This is a genomic window from Janthinobacterium glycogeni (assembly GCF_051380725.1).
In the GTDB taxonomy this organism is placed as follows: Bacteria; Pseudomonadota; Gammaproteobacteria; order Burkholderiales; family Burkholderiaceae_D; genus Janthinobacterium.
The window spans coordinates 950,747-970,935 of the sequence record NZ_JBNYXP010000001.1 but is presented as its reverse complement, the minus strand read 5'-3'; the positions used below and the strand labels follow the sequence as shown (position 1 = coordinate 970,935).

Below are 20,189 nucleotides of genomic sequence, written 5' to 3'. Positions count from 1 at the left end.
CATTTGCCCCCCTGTTCCGCCGATGGCGTGCACCCGCTTGAGCCGATAATGCGTCATGCCCAGTCCGTATTGCGCCTAGCCAGGCTGCAGGACTTCACCGGAGTTGATTGATGTCGGAAGACAGCGACGCAGAAAAGACCGAAGCCGCGTCACCGAAGCGCCTCGAGCAGGCGCGTGAGGAAGGCGACGTTCCGCGATCGCGTGAAGTGGCCACGTTTACGGTGTTGATGGCGTCCGGCTGCTGCCTGTGGTTTGCCGGCGACGCCATCGTGCGGCGGCTGACGGCCGTCATGGTTTCCGGGCTGACCCTGGATCGGGAGCAAATCCTCAATCCCGACGCGATGATGTTGCGCATCGGCTACGACGTGGGTTCTGTTCTGCTGACCTGCCTGCCGTACGCCGCGGCCATCATGCTCGTCGCGCTGGCCTCGCCCGTGCTGGTGGGTGGCTGGCTGTTCAGTTCCAAGGCATTTACCCCCAATTTTGGCAAGCTCAACCCGATTCGCGGCCTGGGCAATATGTTTTCGAAGAATGCGCTGGTGGAATTGCTCAAGGCCATCGCCAAGACTCTCGTCGTCGGCGTCGTCGCCTGGATGGTGATGCAGCATCAAAAGGATGCCGTGCTGGGCCTGTCGGTGGAATCCCTGCGCGCCGGTTCGGCCCATCTGATCAGCCTGCTGATCACGGCCTTCCTGCTGATCGTGGGCGCACTGGGCCTGATCGCCGCCATCGACGGCCCCTACCAGATGTGGCACTACGCCAACAAGATGAAAATGTCCTTGCAGGAAGTCAAGCAAGAGGCGAAGGAGTCGGACGGCAATCCGCAGATCAAGGCGAAGATACGCCAGATGCAGCATGAAATGTCGCGCCGCCGCATGATGGCCGACGTGCCCACGGCCGACGTGGTGGTGACCAATCCGACCCACTACGCCGTGGCGCTGAAGTACGGCGAGAATTCGCGCGGCGCGCCGCAGGTGGTGGCCAAGGGCATCGACGAGGTGGCGGCGAAGATCCGCGAACTGGCGGGCGAACACAAGGTTGCCATCCTGGAAGCGCCCGCCCTGGCGCGCGCGCTGTACAAGCACACGGACATCGGCGACGAGATTCCCGAGGCGCTGTATGGCGCCGTGGCCGAAGTACTGGCCTACGTGTTCCAACTGCGCAGCTACGGCAGCGGCCACGGCCAGCGTCCCGACAAGCCGAAAAAACTCGACGTGCCACCCGAGCTCGACCCGCTCGACCCCGCGTCGCAGACCAAACCCGCGGCAGACGCGGCAAACAAGAATAAAGGAAGCACACCATGAACGGCCTGACCATGCCAGCCTGGCTCAGCGGATTGAAAGGCAGCGCCAGCAAGGGCGTCGCCGCGCCGATCATCATCATCATGCTGCTGGCGATGATGGTGTTGCCGCTGCCTGCCTTCATCCTCGACATTTTCTTCAGCTTTAATATCGCGCTGTCCATCATCGTGCTGCTGACGGCGCTGTACACGGTCAAGCCGCTCGACTTCATGGCGTTCCCGACCATCCTGCTCGTGTCGACCATGCTGCGCCTGTCGCTGAACGTGGCGTCCACGCGCGTGGTGCTGACGGAAGGCCATACGGGCGCCGACGCGGCCGGTAAAGTGATTGAGGCTTTCGGTCACTTCCTGATCGGCGGCAACTACACAGTCGGTATCGTGGTCTTTATTATTTTGACGATCATCAACTTTACCGTCGTGACCAAGGGTGCGGGCCGTATCGCCGAGGTGGGTGCCCGCTTCGCGCTGGACGCCATGCCGGGTAAGCAGATGGCCATCGATGCCGACCTGAACGCCGGCCTGATCGGCGAAGACGAAGCGCGCCGCCGCCGCACCGAAGTGGCGCAGGAAGCGGAATTCTACGGCGCCATGGACGGCGCCAGCAAATACGTGCGCGGCGACGCCATCGCCGGCATCATGGTCACCGTCATCAATATCGTCGGCGGTTTGCTGGTGGGCTTGCTGCAGCACGACATGGGCTTTGCCGATGCGCTCAAGAACTACACCCTGCTGGCCATCGGTGACGGCCTGGTGGCGCAGATTCCTTCGCTGATCATTTCCACGGCGGCCGGTATTGTCGTTTCGCGCGTGGCCAGCGAGCAGGACATCGGCACCCAGCTGGTGGGGCAGCTGTTTGCAAAACCGCAAGTACTGTACATCACCGCCGGCATCATCGGCGGCATGGGTCTGATTCCCGGCATGCCGAACATGGTCTTCATTTTGCTGGCCTCGCTGCTGGCCGGTTCCGCGTATTTGATCAGCAAGAAACGCTCGCAGGAAAAAGAGGCGGCCGAAAAGCCGGCCGAAACGCCGCAGGCGACCGTGGCGCCCGAGCAGGAAGAAGCCAGCTGGCAAGACATCATGCCCGTCGACACCCTGGGCCTGGAAGTGGGCTACCGCTTGATTCCCCTGGTCGACAAGACGCAGGGCGGCGAATTGCTCAAGCGCATCAAAGGCATCCGCAAGAAATTTGCCCAGGAAGTGGGTTTCCTGGCGCCGCCCGTGCATATCCGCGACAACCTGGAATTGAAGCCGTCCGCCTACCGCATCACCCTCAAGGGCGTGGAAGTGGGCGTGGGCGAAGCGTTCAACGGTCAGTTCCTGGCCATCAATCCCGGCATGGCCAGCGGCACCTTGCCGGGCCTGGCCACCAGCGACCCCGCGTTCGGCTTGCCCGCCACCTGGATCGACGCCAGCCTGCGCGACCAGGCCCAATCGATGGGCTACACGGTCGTCGATGCGGGCACCGTGGTGGCCACGCATTTGAATCACCTGATCACCTCGCATGCGTCGGAGCTGCTGGGCCGCGCGGAAGTGCAGTCGCTGCTCGACCACCTGGGCAAGGATGCGCCGCGCCTGGTGGAAGACCTGGTGCCGAAGATGCTGTCGCTGTCGACCCTGCAGAAAGTGCTGCAGAACCTGCTGGCCGAGGGCGTGCACATCCGCGACATGCGCACCATCATCGAAACCCTGGCCGAGCATACGGTCCATACGCAAGACCCGAACGATCTGACGGCGCTGGTGCGCGTGGCCCTGGGCCGCGCCATCGTGCAGCAGCTGTTCCCCGGCGCGGCCGAGTTGTCCGTGATGACCCTCGACAGCCGCCTGGAACGCCTGCTGATGCAGGCGATGGGCAATGGCGGCGACGGCGCCGGCATCGAGCCGGGCCTGGCCGACACCATCGCGCACCAGGCGGGCCTGGCCGCGCAGCAACAGGAAGCGCTGGGCCTGACGCCGGTGCTGCTGGTGCCGGCGCCGCTGCGCGCCCTGCTGTCGCGCTTCCTGCGCCGCGCCTTGCCGCAGCTCAAAGTGCTGTCGCATGCGGAAGTGCCGGAAACCAAGACCATCCGCGTCACGGCGCTGGTGGGGGCGCAGTAGTTATCTTCATTCGCATCGGGGTCAGACCCGCCGGGTCTGACCCCAGCCCTTGCTTTTGGTCAAATAAACATCAATTTCCTGCCGGCAAACTGAATAACGGGTACTTTCCCGTCCTGTTCCTTCGATCATTTCCTGCAAGCATCGCTAATAATGGAAACTGTCCGGGTGATCTGTGTCCATGTGGAAGACAGCGCCCAAGCAACAGGAGTCGATGATGGTCACACAGTTCAGCCAATATTGCGCCACCCCCGCCTTGGGAGGCCGGTCATGAATGTGAAGAAATTTACGGGCGCCTCGTCGCGCGATGCGCTGCGCAAGGTGCGCGAAGCATTGGGTCCCGACGCCGTGATCCTGTCGAACCGCCAGGCCGATGGCGTGGTGGAAATCCTCGCGCTGGCCAATGACGATGCCGCTTCGCTGGCTTCGCCGCCGGCCGCGTCCGAAATGGCCCAGCCCCGGCCCCAGTTGCAGACCCAGTTCGCCACGCCGCAGCGTCCGGCCGCACCGGCCCAGCGCCCGTCTGCGCCACGTCCTGCCGCGCCGCGCCAGGCAGCCGGCGAGCCGGTGGACATGGCCCGCATGCAGCAGATGATGGCCAGCGCGCTGGCGCACGTCAAAGAAAACGCCGCCGCCGAGATGAGCGGCATGATGAATGAAATCCGCGCCATGCGCGGCATGATGGAAACCCAGCTGGCGGAAATCTCGTGGGGCTCGACGCAGCAGCGCGAGCCGCAAAAAGCCGTCGTGCTGCGCGAAATGCTGGCCGCCGGCTTCTCGGCCAGCCTGGCGCGCTACCTGATCGACAAGCTGCCCGCCGGCCTCGACGGTGCGCAAAGCATGCGCTGGATCAAGACGGTCCTGAGCCGCAACCTGAACACGGTCGCCAATGAAGACGCCATGCTGGAGCAGGGCGGCGTATTCGCGCTGGTCGGCCCGACCGGCGTCGGCAAGACCACCAGCACGGCCAAGCTGGCGGCCCGTTGCGTGATGCGCCACGGCCCGGAAAAGCTGGCCCTGATCACCACGGATGCCTACCGTATCGGCGCGCACGAACAGCTGCGCATCTACGGCAAGATCCTCGGCGTGATGGTGCATTCGGTGAAGGATGAAGCGGACTTGCGCATCGCCCTGAAGGAACTCAAGAACAAGCACACGGTGCTGATCGATACCGTGGGCGTGAGCCAGCGTGACCAGATGGTGACGGAACAGGTGGCCATGCTGTCGGGCGCCGGCGCCGACGTGAAGCGTTTGCTGTGCCTGAACTCGACGGCGACGCAGGAAACGCTGAACGAAGTGGTGCGCGCCTACCAGGGCAGCGGCCTGGCCGGCTGCATCATGACCAAGCTCGATGAAGCGGCGTCGATCGGCAACGTGCTCGACGTGGTGATCCGCCAGAAGCTGAACCTGTTTTATGTGTCGAACGGCCAGCGCGTGCCGGAAGACCTGTACCTGGCCGACCGCGGCTACCTGATCGACCGCGCCTTCAAGCTCAAGCGCGACTCGGCGGCGACGCAGTTTTCCGATGCCGAACTGCCGCTGCTGATGGCGCAGGCGGCCGCCCGCAATAATGAAGCGCGCGGGGTGCACCTTGGCTAATTTCGATTTCGACCAGGCCGAAGGCTTGCGCCGCATGCTGGCCGGCCCGCAGCCGCGCGTCATGACGTTCCTCTCGGCCACGCCGCAGGACGACAAGGGCGCCATGCTGGTCAACCTGGGCGCTTCGCTCGCCTATGGCGGCAATGACGTGCTGCTGCTCGACGCCAGCGGCGGCAGCGACGGCGTGGCTGCACGGCTGGGACTGGCGCACGGCGCCAGCCTGCGCGACGTGGCGCGCCAGCAGTGCGGCTTGAATCAGGTCATCCACCAGGTGCCGCAAGGCTTCGGCGTGGCCAGCCTGGGCGCGCGTAACCACCTGATGGACAGCATGGACTATGCGGGCGAGGATGAATTGCGCCGCCTGGGCAAGACCTTCGAGGTGCTGGCGCGCCAGAGCGGCATCGTGCTGGTCGACGGCGTCGTGGCCGACGAGGGCGATTGCTTCCCCGTGCCGCTGATGGCTTCGTCGGATATCGTGGTGCAAGTGTCGACCAGCGCCACTTCGATCAAGGCGGCGTACTGCCTGATCAAGCGCCTGAGCCAGGAACTGGGACGCCGTCCGTTCGGCATTCTCGTCACGGGCGCTTCCGAATCCGAGGCAAAAGTGGTATACGATAATATGGCACAGGCGGCGAGCCGCTACCTGGCCGTGAAGCTGACCTCGATGGGTTCGGTGCCTGCCGATGAATATCTGCACCGCGCGGCGCGGCTGGGCCGCAGCGTGGTCGATGCGTTTCCGCTGGCGGGCGCCTCGGTGGCGTTTCGCGGACTGGCCGAGCGGCTGGCCCGTTCGGCGGCGCCGGTGCTTGGCGGCACCTTGTACCAGACGGGGAGCCCGCACCAGTTCAGCGCCTGACACCAACCGTAGCACCAGATAAGACGAGAAAACAATAAGCAGCCTATGTACACGGTCAAAGGGAAATCGAACAAGGACTATTTGCTGACGGAGCACATTCCGCTGGTGAAGCGTCTGGCGCACCATATGAAGGCGAAATTGCCGCCTTCGGTCGAGGTCGATGACCTGATCCAGGCCGGCATGATCGGCCTGCTCGATGCCATTACCCGCTATGAAGAGACGCATGGCGCGCAGTTCGAGACGTATGCCGTGCTGCGCATCCGCGGCGCCATGCTCGACGAATTGCGCACCAGCGACTGGCTGCCGCGCAGCATGCGCCAGAACATGCGCAAGATCGAAGAGGCGATGAGCACCTTGCAGCAGCGCCTCGGCCATCCGCCGACGGAGTCGGAAGTGGCGAAGCTGCTGAAAATGTCGCTGGCCGATTACCAGGAAATGCTGGGCGACGGCGGCGGCCACCAGCTGGTGTACTACGAAGACTTTCATGACCCGGATGGCAATGACAGCTTCCTCGACCGCCACTGCGTGGACGAGGACAGCGACCCCTTGCGTTCCCTGCTCGATACCGATTTCCGGCAATCCGTGATCGATGCCATCGACGCGCTGCCACCACGCGAGAAAATACTCATGGGCCTGTATTACGAAGAAGAGCTGAACCTGAAGGAGATCGGCGCGGTGATGGGCGTATCCGAATCGCGCGTCTCGCAGCTGCATACCCAGGCCGTCGCGCGCCTGCGCGCAACCTTGAGGGAGCAGGCGTGGACTGGTCCAGCGTAATCGGGCTGGCGCTGGCGCTGGCGGGCCTCTTGGTCGGCCAGGCACTGGAAGGCGGCAAGATGGCCTCCCTGCTGCAGCCGGCCGCCTTTGCCATCGTCATCATCGGCACCTTCGGCGCCGTGCTGCTGCAAACGCGGTTGCGCACCTTCGTGCGCGGCCTGGAAATGCTGCGCTGGGTGTTTTTGCCGCCGGCCGACACGCGCGCCGCGCTGGCGCGCGACATCGGGCAGTGGAGCCTGACGGCGCGCCGCGACGGTCCGCTGGCGCTCGAGCGCCTGATGGAAAACACGGCCGACCGCTTCAACGCCAAGGGCTTGCGCATGATCGTCGACGGCATCGCGCCCGACAAGCTGCGCCAGCTGCTCGACGTGGAAATCTCCGCCTACGAAATGGCCGAGCGCCAGGCCGTCAAGGTGTGGGAATCGGCGGCCGGCTATTCGCCCACCATCGGCATCCTGGGCGCCGTGCTGGGCCTGATCCACGTGATGGAAAACCTCACCGACCCGAGCAAACTGGGCAGCGGCATCGCCGTGGCTTTTGTTTCCACGATCTATGGCGTGGGTCTGGCCAATCTGCTGTTCCTGCCGGTGGCGAACAAGCTCAAGGCCATCGTCTCGCGTCGCGTGGTGCAGTATGAAATCACGGCCGCCGTGCTGTACGACATCGCCACGGGCGACCACACGCGCATCATCGAAGAGCGCGTGTCCAGTCTGCTGCACGAGCACTGACCATGATGCGGCGCGCGCGCAGGAAGTATGACGAGGAACCGGACAACCAGGACCGCTGGCTGATCTCGTACGCCGACTTTATCACTTTGCTGTTCGCGTTTTTCGTCGTGATGTACGCGATTTCGCAAGTCAACGAAGGCAAGTACCGCGTCTTCCAGAACGCCATCGGCCAGGCCTTCAGCCTGGAAAAGGGTGCGCCGCCCATCATCATGGAAGCGCCGCAGGCGATCCCGTTGCCGAATCCCGCCCTGAAACGCCGCACGGAAGCCATCCGCCGCGAGCGCGAACACATGACGCGCCTGGCGCAGGACCTCACGTCCACCCTGGCGCCGCTGGTCAAGGAAGGCAAGGTGCGGGTCACGCAGACGAGCCGCGGCGTGAGCGTGGAAATCAATGCCAGCGTGCTGTTCGACCCGGGCGCGGCGCGCCTGACGGCCGAATCGGACCAGGCCCTGCGCGCCGTCGCCGTGCTGCTCAAGGATGACACGCACGATGTGCAGGTGGAAGGGCATACCGACGTGCAGCCGATCAGCAATTCCAATTTTGCCTCGAACTGGGAATTGTCGGCCGCGCGCGCCAGCGCCGTGGTGCGCCTGTTCATCGCCAGCGGCGTCAAGGCATCGCGCCTGACGGCGGTGGGCCACGCCGACAATATCCCCGTGGCGCCCAACGAAACCCCGGAAGGGCGCGCGCGCAACCGCCGGGTCGCCGTGACGATCCTCTCGGGGATCCCGGAAACGGTGACGGAAGTGCCGACGGCGCCTCCTGCCGTGGCGACACCCGCGACACCTGACTAGTGAGGGCAGACCCGTCGGGGGGAAGCGGCCGAATAGGGCGCATACCGATTCCGAAGGAACTGCCCCCGGCATTGCTTGGTACAATCGCCGCCTTCCCATCTTTTACGACTCCATCATGAAAAGCAGCTCCCTGGGCGGTCTCGTCTATTCCACCGAGACGGGCCGCATGTGTCCCGCCTGCCGCCTGCCGCTGGCGCAGTGCGCGTGCAAGGCGCAAGCCAAGACGGCGCCGGCGGGCGATGGCGTGGTACGCGTGTCGCGCCAGACCAAGGGCCGTGGCGGCAAGAGCGTGACCGTGGTCAAGGGCTTGGCGCTGGACGCCGCCGCGCTGGCCCTGCTGGGCAAGCAGCTGCGCACGCAATGCGGCTCGGGCGGCACGGTCAAGGACGGCGTGATCGAAGTGCAGGGCGACCATGTCGAGACGGTGATGGCGGCGCTGGCCAAGCTGGGCCACCAGCCGAAAAAGGCCGGCGGCTGAGCGTGCGAAGGCGTGCGGCCCGCTGCCGTGCGCCTGTGGTAACGTGCATTTCCTTTTATGCGCCACCTCATATGAACAGCAAACTGACCGGTATTGCCATCGCCGCTGCCATCGCGGCAGTGCTGGCGCTCGTGTACTGGCCCGCACCCGATGGCGGCGCGCCGGACACTGGCGCCGCCGCTGCCGCCAGCGCGCCGGCGGGACGCAGCCTGGCGTCGTATTTGAGTATCGACGCCACCCCGGCCGCCGATCCCGCGCCCGTTGTCGTGTCCCTGGCGCAGCGGCTCGAACGCCTGGGCGCCAGCGGCAAGCCGGAGGACGCGTATGCGGCCTACAACCTGATCGACGACTGCATCGTCTTCCAGCGCGAAAGCCGCTTGCCGGGGATGGAATTCGAGTTGGGGCGAGAAATGACGGCGGAAGAAAAAACTGCCCAGCAGCAGCTGTGCGCGGGTCTGACGCAGCGCCAGCGCGAGGACCGCCTTGGCTACCTGGCCACTGCCGCGCAAGGCGGCGTTCCGGGCGCGGCCACCCTGTTCCTGTCGGAAGGCCCGTTCGGCGACCGCAGCGCGCTGCGCAACCGTCCCGACGATCCGCTGGTGCAGGCATGGAAGCGGCAAGCCATCGCCCAGCTGACGGCGCAGGCGGATGCGGCGGAACTGACCAGCGTATCGACCCTGATGATGGCCTACCTGCGCGATGGCGACGTGGTGCAGAAAGACGCGCCGCAAGCGTATGGCTACCTGCTGGCCCTGCGCATGGTCTACGACGACATCCTTACGCCCGGCACCACGAATCCCTACCAGGACAGCTACTGGCACTGGCTGCAGAACGAGTTGACACCCGAGCAGCAGGCCGCCGCCCTGATCAAGGCGAATGGCATCGCCGCGAAATTCCGCCAGCATACGGGCCGGCCCACGCACGGTTGAGTGCGTAGACCAGCCTCTGCATAGGCTGGCCCGTGCATCAGCCAGTCCGTGCATAGGCCAGTCCGTGCGTGGCGTCGCCGCACCGGCGCCAGGTCTGCCAGCTACGGCAGTGCTTGCAGGCGCCGGGTGCGGGTCAGACAGCCGTCTTGCGGCGCCGTACGCTATAGCCGATCAGCCCCAGTCCCGCCAGCAGCATGCCGTAGGTTTCCGGTTCGGGCACGGCCGTGGTGATGGAAATGTCCAGCACGGAATCACGCACGCCGAGGCCGCTTGCCACCAGGGTATAGATGCCAGGTCCCAGCAGGCCGTTGAAAGTCGAATGGGCAAACGCGCCCAGCACGCCGGCGAAGGTGTCGGACTGCACCAGGTTATGGCTGGAGTCGAACAAGTCAATGTTGACGCCGGTCAGGCGGGGACCGAATTCGCTGGCGCCCGTGACCAGCCAGGCGGCGTTCCCCGTGAACGACTGCACGCCGCTGCCGACCGTAAACGTGGTCGTTTGCAGCAGCGAGCCGCGCTCCGTCGTGAAGGTGTCGACGAACAAGGTGTCTTGCGCCAGCAGCGGCGCGGCCACCACGGCCGTCGATACGAGATGGTTGTAGAACACGGCTTGCGTCTCGGCCTGCGCGGCTGGCGCCAGCAGGGTGTAGCCGAGCAGCAGCGCCGCGCCAGCCTTGGTTACTGAGAGAGAGTTCATATCATGCTCCTGTGTATGTGCAGTGGAAGTGGTGTGCGTCATGGCGCAGCGCCAAAGCGCAAGCTGGACGCGTGCAATGGATTAGCTATGCCTGCGGGAACGACGTTCGTGTCGGCGAGGAAAGTCCCGCCATGTATTGGTGCGGCGTATGCTGTAGTTAGCATATAGTCATCATTTCCATCAAGTTTGAGCGTGCTCAAATGTGTGGACGTGAAAGGGGGCGCTGTTGTTTCTGCGTGCGGCGTTGTGGAGGGAATGCGGGCACGCCGGCTCCGCCGCATTCTCGCTGAAAGTGGGGCGGTACGGCGATGATGTTCGTCGCGATGGCCGTGGTATCGGGCCGCTGTTCGAGACGGCGTCAGGCATGCAGCAAGGGCTTATTGCTGTGCCTGTCGCTGCTGTTCCATCGCTGGGGGTGAAGCGGGAAGATACTTAGCCGATGACGACGCGCCGGCTGGTCGTGTTCGCCATCGGTTGGCCGCTGGGGCCGTAGAAATTGCCGCTTTGGGCGGTGGGGCGCATGGCGTTCAGGGCGCCTTGCGTATGCAGCATGTGCTTGTTGACCAGCAGGCTGTTCAGCCGGTTCTGTTCCTTCGCTTCGCGTGTCGTCTCGAGCAGGGCTTTCCACAGGGGCGCCGCCTCGGCATCGCTGGTGCTGACCAGCCAGTCTTCCATGCCCGCTTCGGCGGCCGTGAAGCCGGCTGCCGCCAGCGCCTGGTGGCGTTGCGCCGCCAGCTGGCTCAACTGCCCGACGAGCGCCGTCTTGCGGGCCGTGAGCTCCGTGATTGCATCGATGTCAGCGGCAACCAGATGCCGCTGTTCTTCTTTCATCAATGCCAGCAATGTGGTCATGAGCTGTTGCTCGTCGCGCAGGCTGGAAAACGGAGTCACTGATTGCATGAGGAAACCTATCTATTTCGTGAGTGCAGCAAGTCCTTGACCGTGTCGAGGAGACCGTCCGCCACTTTTTCAGAGTTGACCTGGAACTGGCCGTCGGCGATCGCCAGCTTGATGCGTTCGACTTTCTTCGTGTCGAACACGGCGCCGCTGCCGGCAGTTGCACTGGCCGCTAATGCCTGTCCTTGCGGCGACAGGCGTACATTGTCCGACGTCGTCGGTGTTGCCTGGGCTTTCTCGGCATTCCGGGCGCCCGAAGTATTCGCGGGCGCCACCGGCAGGCCGGGATTGCTTTTAATGGTGTTATCGGTAATTTTCACAGCGTGATCCTCGTCTGGTCGAAGTCAAAAAACTCCGGGATATGTGTCATTATCGGCACCTTCTTCCGAAACTTTAGTGCGCAAGACCACAATATCGCTGTCCATCCGAGTTTAAAAGGCGACCTCCACCATGCCGCCAGCCCGCGCCACGCCGCTGATCTGCTGGCCGCTCTGCGTGCGTACCTGTACCGTCTGACCGTCGCCGGCGCTGCCGATGGCGCGTCCTTCTGATGCCACTTGGAAACCGTTGCCACTGGAAACAACGCGCACCAGCTGGCCCTGCATCACCACCGGCTTGCGGCGCAGGGTATCGAGGCGCATCGGCGTGCCTGGCGGCAAGGAAATATTCGTGCTGGCGCCCACCACCTGGGCCATGTCGGTGGCGATGCCTGCCGGCAATGCTGCCAGGTCGCCCTGCATCGTCACCAGCTGGCTGGCGTCGATGGCTTGCCCTTGCGCCAGCGGCACGGCGCTGGCCACATAGTCGCCCACGACGGCCACGTTCGCCTGCAGATAAATGGTCCAGTTGGAGGGGGCCGTGCAGCGCACGCCCACGGTAGTCTTGCCCCAGGCGCGGGCGCCAGGCGCCATGAATGCTTGCGGCGCGGGGCAGGCGGCCAGGTTCAGTCGCGGATCGACGGCGCCGACGGTGACCGTCACCTTGCCCGGCAAGCCGTTGCTTTGCACTTGCAGGAATTGTTCCACGCTGTTGCGCAGCGCCTCCGGCGTCTGCCGGCCGGCGTTTTGCGCCTGCGCCAGCAGTGGCAGGGCGGCAAGAGCGAAGAGGAAAGCGAGCGGTGTTTTCATGGTATAGGCCTCTGGAATAGTGCCATGATAGTGCGCGCCGCCCCGTTTGAAGCGCCGATTAAGGGGTAAAAGTACGGTCTGATCCGGCGATGGTCTTGCCGGCGGGCGCCGTACTATGTTTCCTGTCATCACTATACCGCCATCCTTCCGCCATCTCAGGCGCCAGTGGCAGATCTTTCCGGAGCCTGACATGATAGGGAAACTCGACGATTACATGCGCTTCAACGAGACGGCGCTGAGCCTGCGCTCGACGCGCCAGGAATTGCTCGCCTCGAATATCGCCAATGCCGACACGCCCAACTACAAGGCGCGCGACGTCGATTTCGCCAGCGCGCTGAAGGGGGCGATGGCGCGCAAGGATGGCGTGCAGCCGGCCCTGAAGGGCACGGCGCCGCAGCATATGCCGGGCAAGGGCGTCGCCGCCGCCGTCGGTGGCAGCACGGGGGGCAAGGTCGAGACCCTGGCCGACGGCACGCCGCTGCTGTACCGCGCGCCGGCCCAGGGCGCCGTCGATGGCAACACGGTCGACATGGATCTCGAGCGCAATGCCTTTGCCGACAACGCCATCCGCTACGAGGCGGCCGTAACGTTCCTCAATTCGCAGATCAAGGGCATGCTGACGGCCATCCAGGGAGGACAATAATCATGTCGCTATTTAATATCTTCAATGTTTCCGGTTCGGCCATGAGCGCCCAGGCGCAGCGCCTGAACACGGTGGCCAGCAACCTGGCCAATGCCGACAGCGCCACCAGCGCCACGGGCGAAGCCTACCGCGCCAAGCAGGTGGTGTTCGAAGCCGTGCCCATGGCCAACGGCGCCACGGCCGTCAAGGTGCAGAAGGTGATCGAAGATCCGTCGCCGATGAAGCTGGTCTACGACCCGAAGAATCCGCTGGCCGACGAGAAGGGCTACGTCACCATGCCCAACGTGAATACGGTCGACGAGATGGTCAACATGCTGTCGGCCTCGCGCTCGTACCAGACCAACGTGGAAACCATGAACGCGGCCAAGTCGCTGCTCCTGAAAACCCTCACCCTCGGCCAGTAAGGCTGACTGATCATTATGGCAACCATCGATACCAGCAACGCCACCGTCACCGACCTGATGGCGACAATGAATCCGAAGAAGACCACGGCCGCGAAAGGCAGCGTCGAGGAAGAAACGAACAAATTCCTGACCCTGCTGGTGACCCAGCTGCAAAACCAGGATCCGATGAATCCCCTGGACAATGCGCAGCTGACCAGCCAGCTGGCCCAGCTGTCCACCGTGACGGGCGTCAACAAGCTCAATACCACCCTGGAAACGCTCAAGACCAGCTACCAGCAAGCCGAATCCATGCAGGCGGCCAATATCATCGGCCACGGCGTCTTGACGGCAGGCAAGAACATCACCTTGAGCAAGAGCGCGGCCCTGCTGGGCGTGGACCTGGCCACGCCGGCCGACAGCGTCAAGGTCATCATCTACAACAGTGCGGGCAAGGAAGTCCATTCCATCGACCTGGGCCCGCAGGACGCGGGTACCTTGCCGCTGGGCTGGAACGGTTCCACGGCCGAGCTCGACAAGGATGGCAAGCCGGTCGTGCTGGCTGACGGCGCCTACACCTTCGCCGTGGAAGCCACGCGCGGCGGGGCCAAGCTCAAGGATGCGGCGGCGCTGATGTTCGGTTCGGTCGCCAGCGTGTCGACGGGCGCCGGCGGCGTGAAGTTGAATGTGCCGGGAGTGGGCAGCATCACCATGGCCGATGTGAAACAGATTTTGTAAGCCGCTCATTTGTAGCGTAGACCCTCTACCCCTATTTTCTACCAGGAGAACACAATGTCTTTCCAACAAGGCCTGAGCGGCTTGAACGGCGCCGCCAAATCGCTGGACGTCATCGGCAACAACATCGCCAACTCGGCCACCGTGGGTTTCAAGCAATCGCAGGCGCAGTTCGCCGACATCTATGCCAACTCGCTGTATGGCGTGGGCGGCAACCAGCCCGGTATCGGCGTGTCCGTGTCGCAAGTGGCGCAGCTGTTCAACCAGGGGAACCTGGAGAGTTCGTCCAATCCGCTCGACATCGCCATCAATGGCGGCGGTTTCTTCCGCACCAGCGTGAACGGCGCCATCCAGTATTCGCGCAACGGCCAGTTCCAGGTCGACAAGAGCGGCTTCATCATCAATGCCCAGAAAGCCCAGCTGACGGGGTATCCGGCCGATGCGAACGGCAAGATCCTGGCCGGCGCCACCGTGCCGCTGCAGATCGACCCGTCCGACATGGCGCCGCAGGCGACCACCAAGGTCGATACCCAGGTCAACCTCGATTCCAACTCGGCCATGCCGACCGTGGTGCCATTCAGCGTAGGCGAGCAAAAGTCGTGGACCAAGCAATTCCCCGTGCCCGTCTATGATTCGCTGGGCAACTCGCACACGATGTCGAATTTCTATGTCAAGACCGGCACCAATACCTGGGATGTCTACTCGGCCACTGACGGCAAGGAAATTACCAGCGCGAAAGTGGCCGCGGCAGCGCAGACCGATGCCGCCTCGCTGGCTGCGCGCAGCGCCTACCAGGCCGCCGTCACGGCCGTGCCGCTGGTGCCGGCAAATATCACGGCCGCCGCCATCGCCTACGGCAATGCGGCCGGCGCCGCCGTGCGCGCCGCCGCTGCGGCGGCCGGCGCCAGCCCGGCCCAGCTGGCCGCCATCAGCGCCACCTATGGCAGCGCCGTGCCCAATGGCGTCAATTCCAGCCTGACGCCGGACCAGATCGACAAGAATATCGCCTCGGTGACGGAAGTGCCCGCCGTAAGGTCGGCTTCGCTGGTGTTCAACAGCGTCGGCAGCCTGGACAAGGCCGCCATGCTGGCACTGACGCCGCCGCAAACCCTGCCGGTGACGGTCAACCTGCCCGTCTTCCCCGCCACGGGCGCGAACGCGAATCTGGCGATCAAGGTCGACTTCACCAATTCCACCCAGCTCAGTTCGTCCACCAGCGAAAAGCGCACCGTGGCCGATGGCTACGCGGCCGGCCAGCTGGACCGTTTCGTCGTGGGCAGCGATGGCGTGATCCAGGGGCAGTATAACAATGGCAAGACGCGCGACATGGGCCAGGTGGTGCTGACCAAATTTGCCAATCCGAATGGCCTCGAGCCGCTGGGCAACAATGCCTGGGCGGAAAGCTCGACTTCGGGCAGCCCGATGACGGGTGAGCCGAGCTCGGGCGGTTTGGGCGACTTGCGCGCCTCGGCCGTGGAAGTGTCGAACGTGGACCTGACGGCAGAACTGGTCAACATGATCACGGCCCAGCGCGCCTACCAGGCGAATGCGCAGACCATCAAGACGCAGGATTCTGTTCTGCAAACCCTGGTGAACTTGCGCTAATAATCAGGGAGTCAGTCACTTCGTGACCGGAATGTGCCGCATTGCGGCGCATTCGCCCGCCGGGTCTGACCCCAGCTTTCTGCCTTGGGTTGAAGGCAACAGGAGAAATAAAACATGGACCGTCTCATCTACACCGCCGGCTCGGGCGCCAAGCACATCCTGGACAAGCAGGCGACCACGGCGAACAACCTGGCGAATGCCACCAGCACGGGTTTCCGTGCCCAGCTCGACTCGTTTCGCGCCGTGCCCGTAGTGGCGGACGGCATGATGCCGACGCGCGCCTTCGTCGTCGATTCGACGGTCGGTTCCGACTTCACCCAAGGTCCGATGCAGCACACGGGCCGCGCGCTCGATGTGGCCGTGGAAAACGGCGGCTGGATCGCGGTGCAGTCGGCCGACGGTTCCGAAGCCTATACGCGCAACGGCGCCTTGAAGCTCAATGAGAACGGCATGCTGCAGACGCAGTCAGGCCTGATGGTGCAGGGCGATACGGGCCCCATGGCCATTCCGCCCGGCGTGACGGTGGCCATCGCCAGCGACGGCACGGTGGGCACGATCTCCACAGACGTGCCGCCCGGTCCGTCGACGGTGCTGGGACGCATCAAGCTGGTCAACCCGCCCGAGCAGCAACTGGTGCGCGGCGACGACGGCCTGTTCCGTCTGAAGGATGGCACGGTGGCGCAGGCCGACCAGGCCGTCAAGCTGACCACCGGTGCGCTGGAAGGCAGCAATGTCAGCCCCGTCGACTCGATGGTCAGCATGATCGCCCTGGCGCGCCAGTTCGAAACGCAAATGAGCTTGTTGAAGAATGCCGAGAATAACGCGGCGAAAGCCACCCAGATCCTCGCTTTGAATTGATGGGGACCACCGCATAATGGTCACATAGAAATAGTCTACAGGGCTGACCAGCGCTGTTATTGGAGAAAAATTATGATTCGTTCCCTTTGGATAGCCAAGACCGGCCTGGAAGCGCAGCAGACGCAGATGGACGTGATCGCCAATAACCTGGCCAACGTCAGTACCACGGGTTTCAAGAAGTCGCGCGCCGTGTTTGAAGATTTGCTGTATCAAAATGTGCGCCAGCCGGGCGCGCAATCGTCGCAGCAGACCCAGCTGCCATCGGGCTTGCAGATCGGCACGGGCGTACGCACCGTGGCTACCGAACGCATCCATACGCAGGGCAATCCCCAGGCGTCGGGCAATTCACGCGATGTGATGGTCAACGGCACGGGCTTTTTCCAGGTGCTGCTGCCGGACGGCGCCACCGCCTACACGCGTGACGGCTCCTTCCAGACCGATGCCAACGGCCAGCTCGTCACTTCCGAAGGGTTCGTCATCCAGCCCGCCATCACCGTACCGACCAATGCGCTGAGCCTGACCGTGGCGCGTGACGGCACCGTCTCCGTCACCTTGCCCAACACTGTTGCGCCATCGCAAATCGGCTCGCTGCAGCTGACCACCTTCGTCAATCCGGCAGGCCTGGAATCGAAGGGCGAAAACCTGTACATGGAAACGGGCGCCTCCGGCGTGGCGCAGACCAACACCCCGGGCACCAACGGCGCCGGCGTGCTGATGCAGGGCTATATCGAAACGTCGAACGTCAACGTGGCCGAGGAAATGGTCAACATGATTCAGACGCAGCGCGCTTACGAGATCAACAGCAAGGCCATCACCACATCCGATCAAATGCTGCAGAAATTGTCGCAACTTTAATTTTCATAGTCGTCATGCCATCCGCCGCCGGATGGCAGCGGAGGTTCGTCATGCAATACCCCATCATCGCCCTGTTGTCCGCAGTCCTGCTGTCCGGCTGCGCCATCACGCCCACCTCGATCGTGCAATACCCGACCACCACGCGCGCGCCGATGCCCGAACCCGTGGTTGCCAACAACGGTTCCATCTACCAGCCGTCGACCTACCGTCCCGCCTTCGAAGACCGCCGCGCGCGCCACGTGGGCGACACCATGACGATCGCCATCACCGAGCGCACGAACGCCGTCAAGGCGGGCGCCAGTTCCGGCAACAAGTCCGGCAGCGTGGGCTTTTCCACGCCCGGCTTCGCCCAGGGCCGCCTGGGCGGCACCGTCTCGGCGAATGGCGCGACGAAATTTGCCGATGGCGACAACCAGTCCGCCAGCAACACCTTTTCCGGCGTGATCGGCGTGACGGTGATTGAAGTGCTGCCGAACGGTAACCTGATCGTGGCCGGCGAGAAACAGATCGCCATGAACAAGGGCACGGAATTCATCCGCTTCTCGGGCATGGTCAATCCGGACACCATCGGCACGGGCAATGTCGTGCCCTCGACCCAGGTGGCCGACGCGCGCGTCGAGTACCGCACCAACAGCCAGATCGACCGCGCCGAAATGGCCTCGATGGCCTCGCGCTTCTTCCTCAGCCTGCTGCCGTTCTGATCATGGCCACGTTTACTTTCCCCCGCTTTGCAGCTGTTTTCGGCCTGGCCATTTCTCTGCTGGCGCCCGTGGCGCACGCCGAGCGCATCAAGGACCTGGCCAGCATCGCCGGCGTGCGCCAGAATCAGCTGATGGGCTATGGCCTCGTCGTCGGCCTCGACGGCAGCGGCGACCAGACCACGCAAACGCCGTTCACCATCCAGAGCGTGGCGGCGATGCTGCAGCAGCAGGGTATTAACTTACCGCAAGGCACCAGTTTGCAGCTGAAAAACGTGGCCGCCGTGATGGTGACGACGGCCTTGCCCGCGTTTGCCCAGCCGGGCCAGTTGCTCGACGTGACGGTCTCGTCGATGGGCAATGCGAAAAGCTTGCGCGGCGGCACCTTGCTGATGACGCCATTGAAGGGCGCCGATGGCCAGGTGTACGGCATGGCGCAGGGCAACGTGCTGGTGGGCGGCGTGGGCGCGCAGGCGGCCGGCAGCTCCGTCGTCATCAATCACCTGAGCGTGGGTCGCATTTCGGGCGGCGCCACGGTCGAGCGCACCGTGCCGTCGGCGCTGGGCGCCAACAATACGATACGCCTGGAATTGAACGCCACCGATTTCGCCACGGCCAGCCGCGTGGTCGACGCCATCAACAGCCGCTACGGCGCCGGCACGGCCGCCGCGCTCGACGGGCGCGTGATCCAGGTGCAGTCGCCGGGCGGCAGCGACCAGCGCGTGTCCTTCCTGGGCCAGCTGGAAAGCATCGAAGTCAATCCGGCCCGCCTGGCAGCCAAGGTCATCATGAATGCGCGCACCGGTTCCGTCGTGATGAACCAGTCCGTGACCCTGGAAACGTGCGCCATTTCGCACGGCAACCTGTCCGTCACCATCAATGTCGAGCCGCAGGTGAGCCAGCCGGCGCCGCTGTCGGGCGGACGCACGGTGGTCACGCAGACGGCGCAGATCGATATCAAGAAGGAACCGGGCAAGGTGATGCTGGTAAAGGGCGGCGCTTCGCTGTCCGACGTGGTCAAGGCCTTGAACGCCATCGGCGCCTCGCCGCAAGACTTGCTGGCCATCCTGCAGGCGATGAAGGCGGCAGGTTCGCTGCGCGCCGAACTCGAAATCATTTGATGGACACGCCATGATCAGCCAAACCGACCTCAGCAATACCGCCGCCTATGACGTCAAGGGCATGGATGGCTTGCGCCAGTCCGCCAAGGCGAAAGATCCCGCCGCCCTGAAAGAGGCGGCCACGCAATTCGAAGCCATGTTCATCAACATGATGATGAAAAGCATGCGCGAGGCCACGCCGCAGGACGGCATCATGGATAGCCAGCAGAGCAAGATGTACACCTCGATGCTGGACCAGCAGACGAGCCAGAACCTGGCCAAGCGGGGCACGGGCCTGGCGGACGTGCTGATCCGCCAGCTGTCGTCCTCGAACCAGGCGCTGGCCGCCGACGGCGCCGAAGCGCCGTCGCCCCGGTCTTCCAGCATGGCGCAGGCCCTGGCCGCGTTCCGCCAGCAGCAGGGCGCGCTGACCGAGGGCGCCGGCGGCGCCGCCGCCACCGGCAAGACCCTGAGCGACAAGGCCAACGCCACGCAGGCGCCGCACGTGCGCGCCTTCCAGGAAAAGCTGGGCGTGCATGCGGAAGAAGCGAGCCGCGCCACCGGCATCCCGGCCAAGTTCATGCTGGGCCAGGCGGCGCTGGAAACGGGCTGGGGCAAGCGCGAAATCATCAGCCGCGACGGCAGCAGCAGCCACAACCTGTTCGGCATCAAGGCGTCAAGCGACTGGAAGGGCAAGGTCACGGAAGCCGTCACCACGGAATATGTAAATGGCAAGGCGCAGCGCAAGGTGGAAAAATTCCGCGCCTACGACAGCTATGCGGACAGCTTCAAGGATTATGCGCAGTTGATTACCAACAACAAACGCTATGAAAAAGTGCTGGCCAGCGCGGGCGACGCCAGCACGTTCGCCCAGGGCTTGCAAAAGGCCGGCTACGCGACGGACCCGCATTACGCTGCCAAACTGACAAAAATCATCAAGAATTCGCTGGTCGGTTAATCCGCCTCCCTACCCTTGTGCAGGCCGCGCGCTTCAAGTTTTCGCCGCAGCTGCCGTAAATACATTTGACGGTAACCA

The 20,189-nt window shown here is 64.0% G+C and carries 22 protein-coding genes; 18 read left to right on the top strand and 4 right to left on the bottom strand.

What is annotated here, in order from left to right:
• The first annotated feature begins 110 nt into the window (after positions 1-110).
• The 9 genes from flhB to ACQ4W4_RS04435 all read left to right on the top strand — a co-directional run bounded on the left by flhB (position 111) and on the right by ACQ4W4_RS04435 (position 9,558).
• Positions 111-1,304: a flagellar biosynthesis protein FlhB gene (flhB, locus tag ACQ4W4_RS04475; protein ID WP_436540926.1), complete on the top strand. Its 1,194-nt coding sequence runs from the start codon at positions 111-113 to the stop codon at positions 1,302-1,304.
• Positions 1,301-3,397 carry a flagellar biosynthesis protein FlhA gene (flhA, locus tag ACQ4W4_RS04470; protein ID WP_436540925.1) on the top strand — a complete coding sequence of 699 codons (2,097 nt, stop codon included), beginning with the start codon at positions 1,301-1,303 and terminating at the stop codon, positions 3,395-3,397. The genes flhB and flhA overlap by 4 nt, the downstream gene beginning before the upstream one ends.
• A 267-nt stretch (positions 3,398-3,664) precedes the next feature.
• On the top strand, positions 3,665-4,993 hold the full coding sequence (flhF, locus tag ACQ4W4_RS04465) for a flagellar biosynthesis GTPase FlhF (RefSeq protein WP_436540924.1): 1,329 nt from the start codon (positions 3,665-3,667) through the stop codon (positions 4,991-4,993).
• A complete protein-coding gene (locus tag ACQ4W4_RS04460; RefSeq protein ID WP_070220170.1) occupies positions 4,986-5,849 on the top strand; it encodes a MinD/ParA family ATP-binding protein in 864 nt (287 codons plus the stop codon). Before flhF ends, ACQ4W4_RS04460 begins: the two co-directional genes overlap by 8 nt.
• A gap of 45 nt (positions 5,850-5,894) precedes the next feature.
• Positions 5,895-6,626: an RNA polymerase sigma factor FliA gene (locus ACQ4W4_RS04455; RefSeq protein ID WP_102297166.1), complete on the top strand. Its 732-nt coding sequence runs from the start codon at positions 5,895-5,897 to the stop codon at positions 6,624-6,626.
• Positions 6,608-7,354 carry a flagellar motor protein gene (locus tag ACQ4W4_RS04450; RefSeq protein WP_326459286.1) on the top strand — a complete coding sequence of 249 codons (747 nt, stop codon included), beginning with the start codon at positions 6,608-6,610 and terminating at the stop codon, positions 7,352-7,354. The genes ACQ4W4_RS04455 and ACQ4W4_RS04450 overlap by 19 nt, the downstream gene beginning before the upstream one ends.
• A 5-nt stretch (positions 7,355-7,359) precedes the next feature.
• Positions 7,360-8,151, top strand: a complete 792-nt coding sequence (motD, locus tag ACQ4W4_RS04445) for a flagellar motor protein MotD (protein WP_436541120.1) — start codon at positions 7,360-7,362, stop codon at positions 8,149-8,151.
• A 115-nt stretch (positions 8,152-8,266) separates the two neighbouring features.
• Positions 8,267-8,629, top strand: a complete 363-nt coding sequence (locus ACQ4W4_RS04440) for a translation initiation factor Sui1 (protein ID WP_436540923.1) — start codon at positions 8,267-8,269, stop codon at positions 8,627-8,629.
• A 71-nt stretch (positions 8,630-8,700) separates the two neighbouring features.
• Positions 8,701-9,558: a hypothetical protein gene (locus ACQ4W4_RS04435; protein ID WP_436540922.1), complete on the top strand. Its 858-nt coding sequence runs from the start codon at positions 8,701-8,703 to the stop codon at positions 9,556-9,558.
• Positions 9,559-9,691: 133 nt separating this feature from the next.
• Here ACQ4W4_RS04435 and ACQ4W4_RS04430 read toward each other — a convergent pair whose 3' ends face one another.
• The 4 genes from ACQ4W4_RS04430 to flgA all read right to left on the bottom strand — a co-directional run bounded on the left by ACQ4W4_RS04430 (position 9,692) and on the right by flgA (position 12,279).
• Positions 9,692-10,255, bottom strand: coding sequence for an FxDxF family PEP-CTERM protein (locus ACQ4W4_RS04430; protein ID WP_436540921.1), 564 nt, complete (start codon positions 10,253-10,255; stop codon positions 9,692-9,694).
• Positions 10,256-10,687: 432 nt separating this feature from the next.
• Positions 10,688-11,155, bottom strand: coding sequence for a flagella synthesis protein FlgN (locus ACQ4W4_RS04425; protein WP_436540920.1), 468 nt, complete (start codon positions 11,153-11,155; stop codon positions 10,688-10,690).
• 8 nt (positions 11,156-11,163) lie between these two features.
• Complete coding sequence (flgM, locus tag ACQ4W4_RS04420) at positions 11,164-11,472, bottom strand: flagellar biosynthesis anti-sigma factor FlgM (protein WP_034754089.1); 309 nt, start codon at positions 11,470-11,472, stop codon at positions 11,164-11,166.
• Positions 11,473-11,583: 111 nt separating this feature from the next.
• On the bottom strand, positions 11,584-12,279 hold the full coding sequence (gene flgA, locus ACQ4W4_RS04415; RefSeq protein ID WP_436540919.1) for a flagellar basal body P-ring formation chaperone FlgA: 696 nt from the start codon (positions 12,277-12,279) through the stop codon (positions 11,584-11,586).
• Positions 12,280-12,469: 190 nt separating this feature from the next.
• Here flgA and flgB point away from each other — a divergent pair, with 190 nt between their 5' ends.
• The 9 genes from flgB to flgJ all read left to right on the top strand — a co-directional run bounded on the left by flgB (position 12,470) and on the right by flgJ (position 20,111).
• The gene (flgB, locus tag ACQ4W4_RS04410; RefSeq protein ID WP_070220161.1) at positions 12,470-12,922 is read left to right on the top strand and encodes a flagellar basal body rod protein FlgB; all 453 of its coding nucleotides are present in this window, start codon (positions 12,470-12,472) and stop codon (positions 12,920-12,922) included.
• A 2-nt stretch (positions 12,923-12,924) separates the two neighbouring features.
• Positions 12,925-13,326, top strand: coding sequence for a flagellar basal body rod protein FlgC (gene flgC / locus ACQ4W4_RS04405; protein ID WP_071075845.1), 402 nt, complete (start codon positions 12,925-12,927; stop codon positions 13,324-13,326).
• Between the two features lie 15 nt (positions 13,327-13,341).
• Positions 13,342-14,040 (top strand): flagellar hook assembly protein FlgD, encoded by a 699-nt coding sequence (locus tag ACQ4W4_RS04400; protein ID WP_436540918.1) that lies wholly within the window; start codon positions 13,342-13,344, stop codon positions 14,038-14,040.
• 54 nt (positions 14,041-14,094) lie between these two features.
• Positions 14,095-15,642, top strand: a complete 1,548-nt coding sequence (locus tag ACQ4W4_RS04395; RefSeq protein WP_152254612.1) for a flagellar hook protein FlgE — start codon at positions 14,095-14,097, stop codon at positions 15,640-15,642.
• Positions 15,643-15,756: 114 nt separating this feature from the next.
• The gene (locus ACQ4W4_RS04390; RefSeq protein WP_034787153.1) at positions 15,757-16,500 is read left to right on the top strand and encodes a flagellar basal body rod protein FlgF; all 744 of its coding nucleotides are present in this window, start codon (positions 15,757-15,759) and stop codon (positions 16,498-16,500) included.
• Between the two features lie 72 nt (positions 16,501-16,572).
• Entirely contained in the window at positions 16,573-17,355 is a 783-nt protein-coding gene (flgG, locus tag ACQ4W4_RS04385) for a flagellar basal-body rod protein FlgG (protein ID WP_076568129.1), read from the top strand.
• Between the two features lie 50 nt (positions 17,356-17,405).
• Entirely contained in the window at positions 17,406-18,056 is a 651-nt protein-coding gene (locus tag ACQ4W4_RS04380) for a flagellar basal body L-ring protein FlgH (protein WP_436540917.1), read from the top strand.
• Positions 18,057-18,058: 2 nt separating this feature from the next.
• Positions 18,059-19,174 carry a flagellar basal body P-ring protein FlgI gene (locus tag ACQ4W4_RS04375; RefSeq protein WP_436540916.1) on the top strand — a complete coding sequence of 372 codons (1,116 nt, stop codon included), beginning with the start codon at positions 18,059-18,061 and terminating at the stop codon, positions 19,172-19,174.
• Positions 19,175-19,184: 10 nt separating this feature from the next.
• Positions 19,185-20,111: a flagellar assembly peptidoglycan hydrolase FlgJ gene (gene flgJ, locus ACQ4W4_RS04370; protein WP_436540915.1), complete on the top strand. Its 927-nt coding sequence runs from the start codon at positions 19,185-19,187 to the stop codon at positions 20,109-20,111.
• Positions 20,112-20,189 lie beyond the last annotated feature (78 nt).

Bases quoted from the DNA above. Each gene is read 5' to 3' on its own strand.
- flhB (WP_436540926.1), top strand. From the start codon at position 111: ATGTCGGAAGACAGCGACGCAGAAAAGACCGAAGCCGCGTCACCGAAG.
- flhA (WP_436540925.1), top strand. From the start codon at position 1,301: ATGAACGGCCTGACCATGCCAGCCTGGCTCAGCGGATTGAAAGGCAGC.
- flhF (WP_436540924.1), top strand. From the start codon at position 3,665: ATGAATGTGAAGAAATTTACGGGCGCCTCGTCGCGCGATGCGCTGCGC.
- ACQ4W4_RS04455 (WP_102297166.1), top strand. From the start codon at position 5,895: ATGTACACGGTCAAAGGGAAATCGAACAAGGACTATTTGCTGACGGAG.
- motD (WP_436541120.1), top strand. From the start codon at position 7,360: ATGCGGCGCGCGCGCAGGAAGTATGACGAGGAACCGGACAACCAGGAC.
- ACQ4W4_RS04440 (WP_436540923.1), top strand. From the start codon at position 8,267: ATGAAAAGCAGCTCCCTGGGCGGTCTCGTCTATTCCACCGAGACGGGC.
- ACQ4W4_RS04435 (WP_436540922.1), top strand. From the start codon at position 8,701: ATGAACAGCAAACTGACCGGTATTGCCATCGCCGCTGCCATCGCGGCA.
- ACQ4W4_RS04430 (WP_436540921.1), bottom strand. From the start codon at position 10,255: ATGAACTCTCTCTCAGTAACCAAGGCTGGCGCGGCGCTGCTGCTCGGC.
- ACQ4W4_RS04425 (WP_436540920.1), bottom strand. From the start codon at position 11,155: ATGCAATCAGTGACTCCGTTTTCCAGCCTGCGCGACGAGCAACAGCTC.
- flgA (WP_436540919.1), bottom strand. From the start codon at position 12,279: ATGAAAACACCGCTCGCTTTCCTCTTCGCTCTTGCCGCCCTGCCACTG.
- flgB (WP_070220161.1), top strand. From the start codon at position 12,470: ATGATAGGGAAACTCGACGATTACATGCGCTTCAACGAGACGGCGCTG.
- flgC (WP_071075845.1), top strand. From the start codon at position 12,925: ATGTCGCTATTTAATATCTTCAATGTTTCCGGTTCGGCCATGAGCGCC.
- ACQ4W4_RS04400 (WP_436540918.1), top strand. From the start codon at position 13,342: ATGGCAACCATCGATACCAGCAACGCCACCGTCACCGACCTGATGGCG.
- ACQ4W4_RS04395 (WP_152254612.1), top strand. From the start codon at position 14,095: ATGTCTTTCCAACAAGGCCTGAGCGGCTTGAACGGCGCCGCCAAATCG.
- ACQ4W4_RS04390 (WP_034787153.1), top strand. From the start codon at position 15,757: ATGGACCGTCTCATCTACACCGCCGGCTCGGGCGCCAAGCACATCCTG.
- flgG (WP_076568129.1), top strand. From the start codon at position 16,573: ATGATTCGTTCCCTTTGGATAGCCAAGACCGGCCTGGAAGCGCAGCAG.
- ACQ4W4_RS04380 (WP_436540917.1), top strand. From the start codon at position 17,406: ATGCAATACCCCATCATCGCCCTGTTGTCCGCAGTCCTGCTGTCCGGC.
- ACQ4W4_RS04375 (WP_436540916.1), top strand. From the start codon at position 18,059: ATGGCCACGTTTACTTTCCCCCGCTTTGCAGCTGTTTTCGGCCTGGCC.
- flgJ (WP_436540915.1), top strand. From the start codon at position 19,185: ATGATCAGCCAAACCGACCTCAGCAATACCGCCGCCTATGACGTCAAG.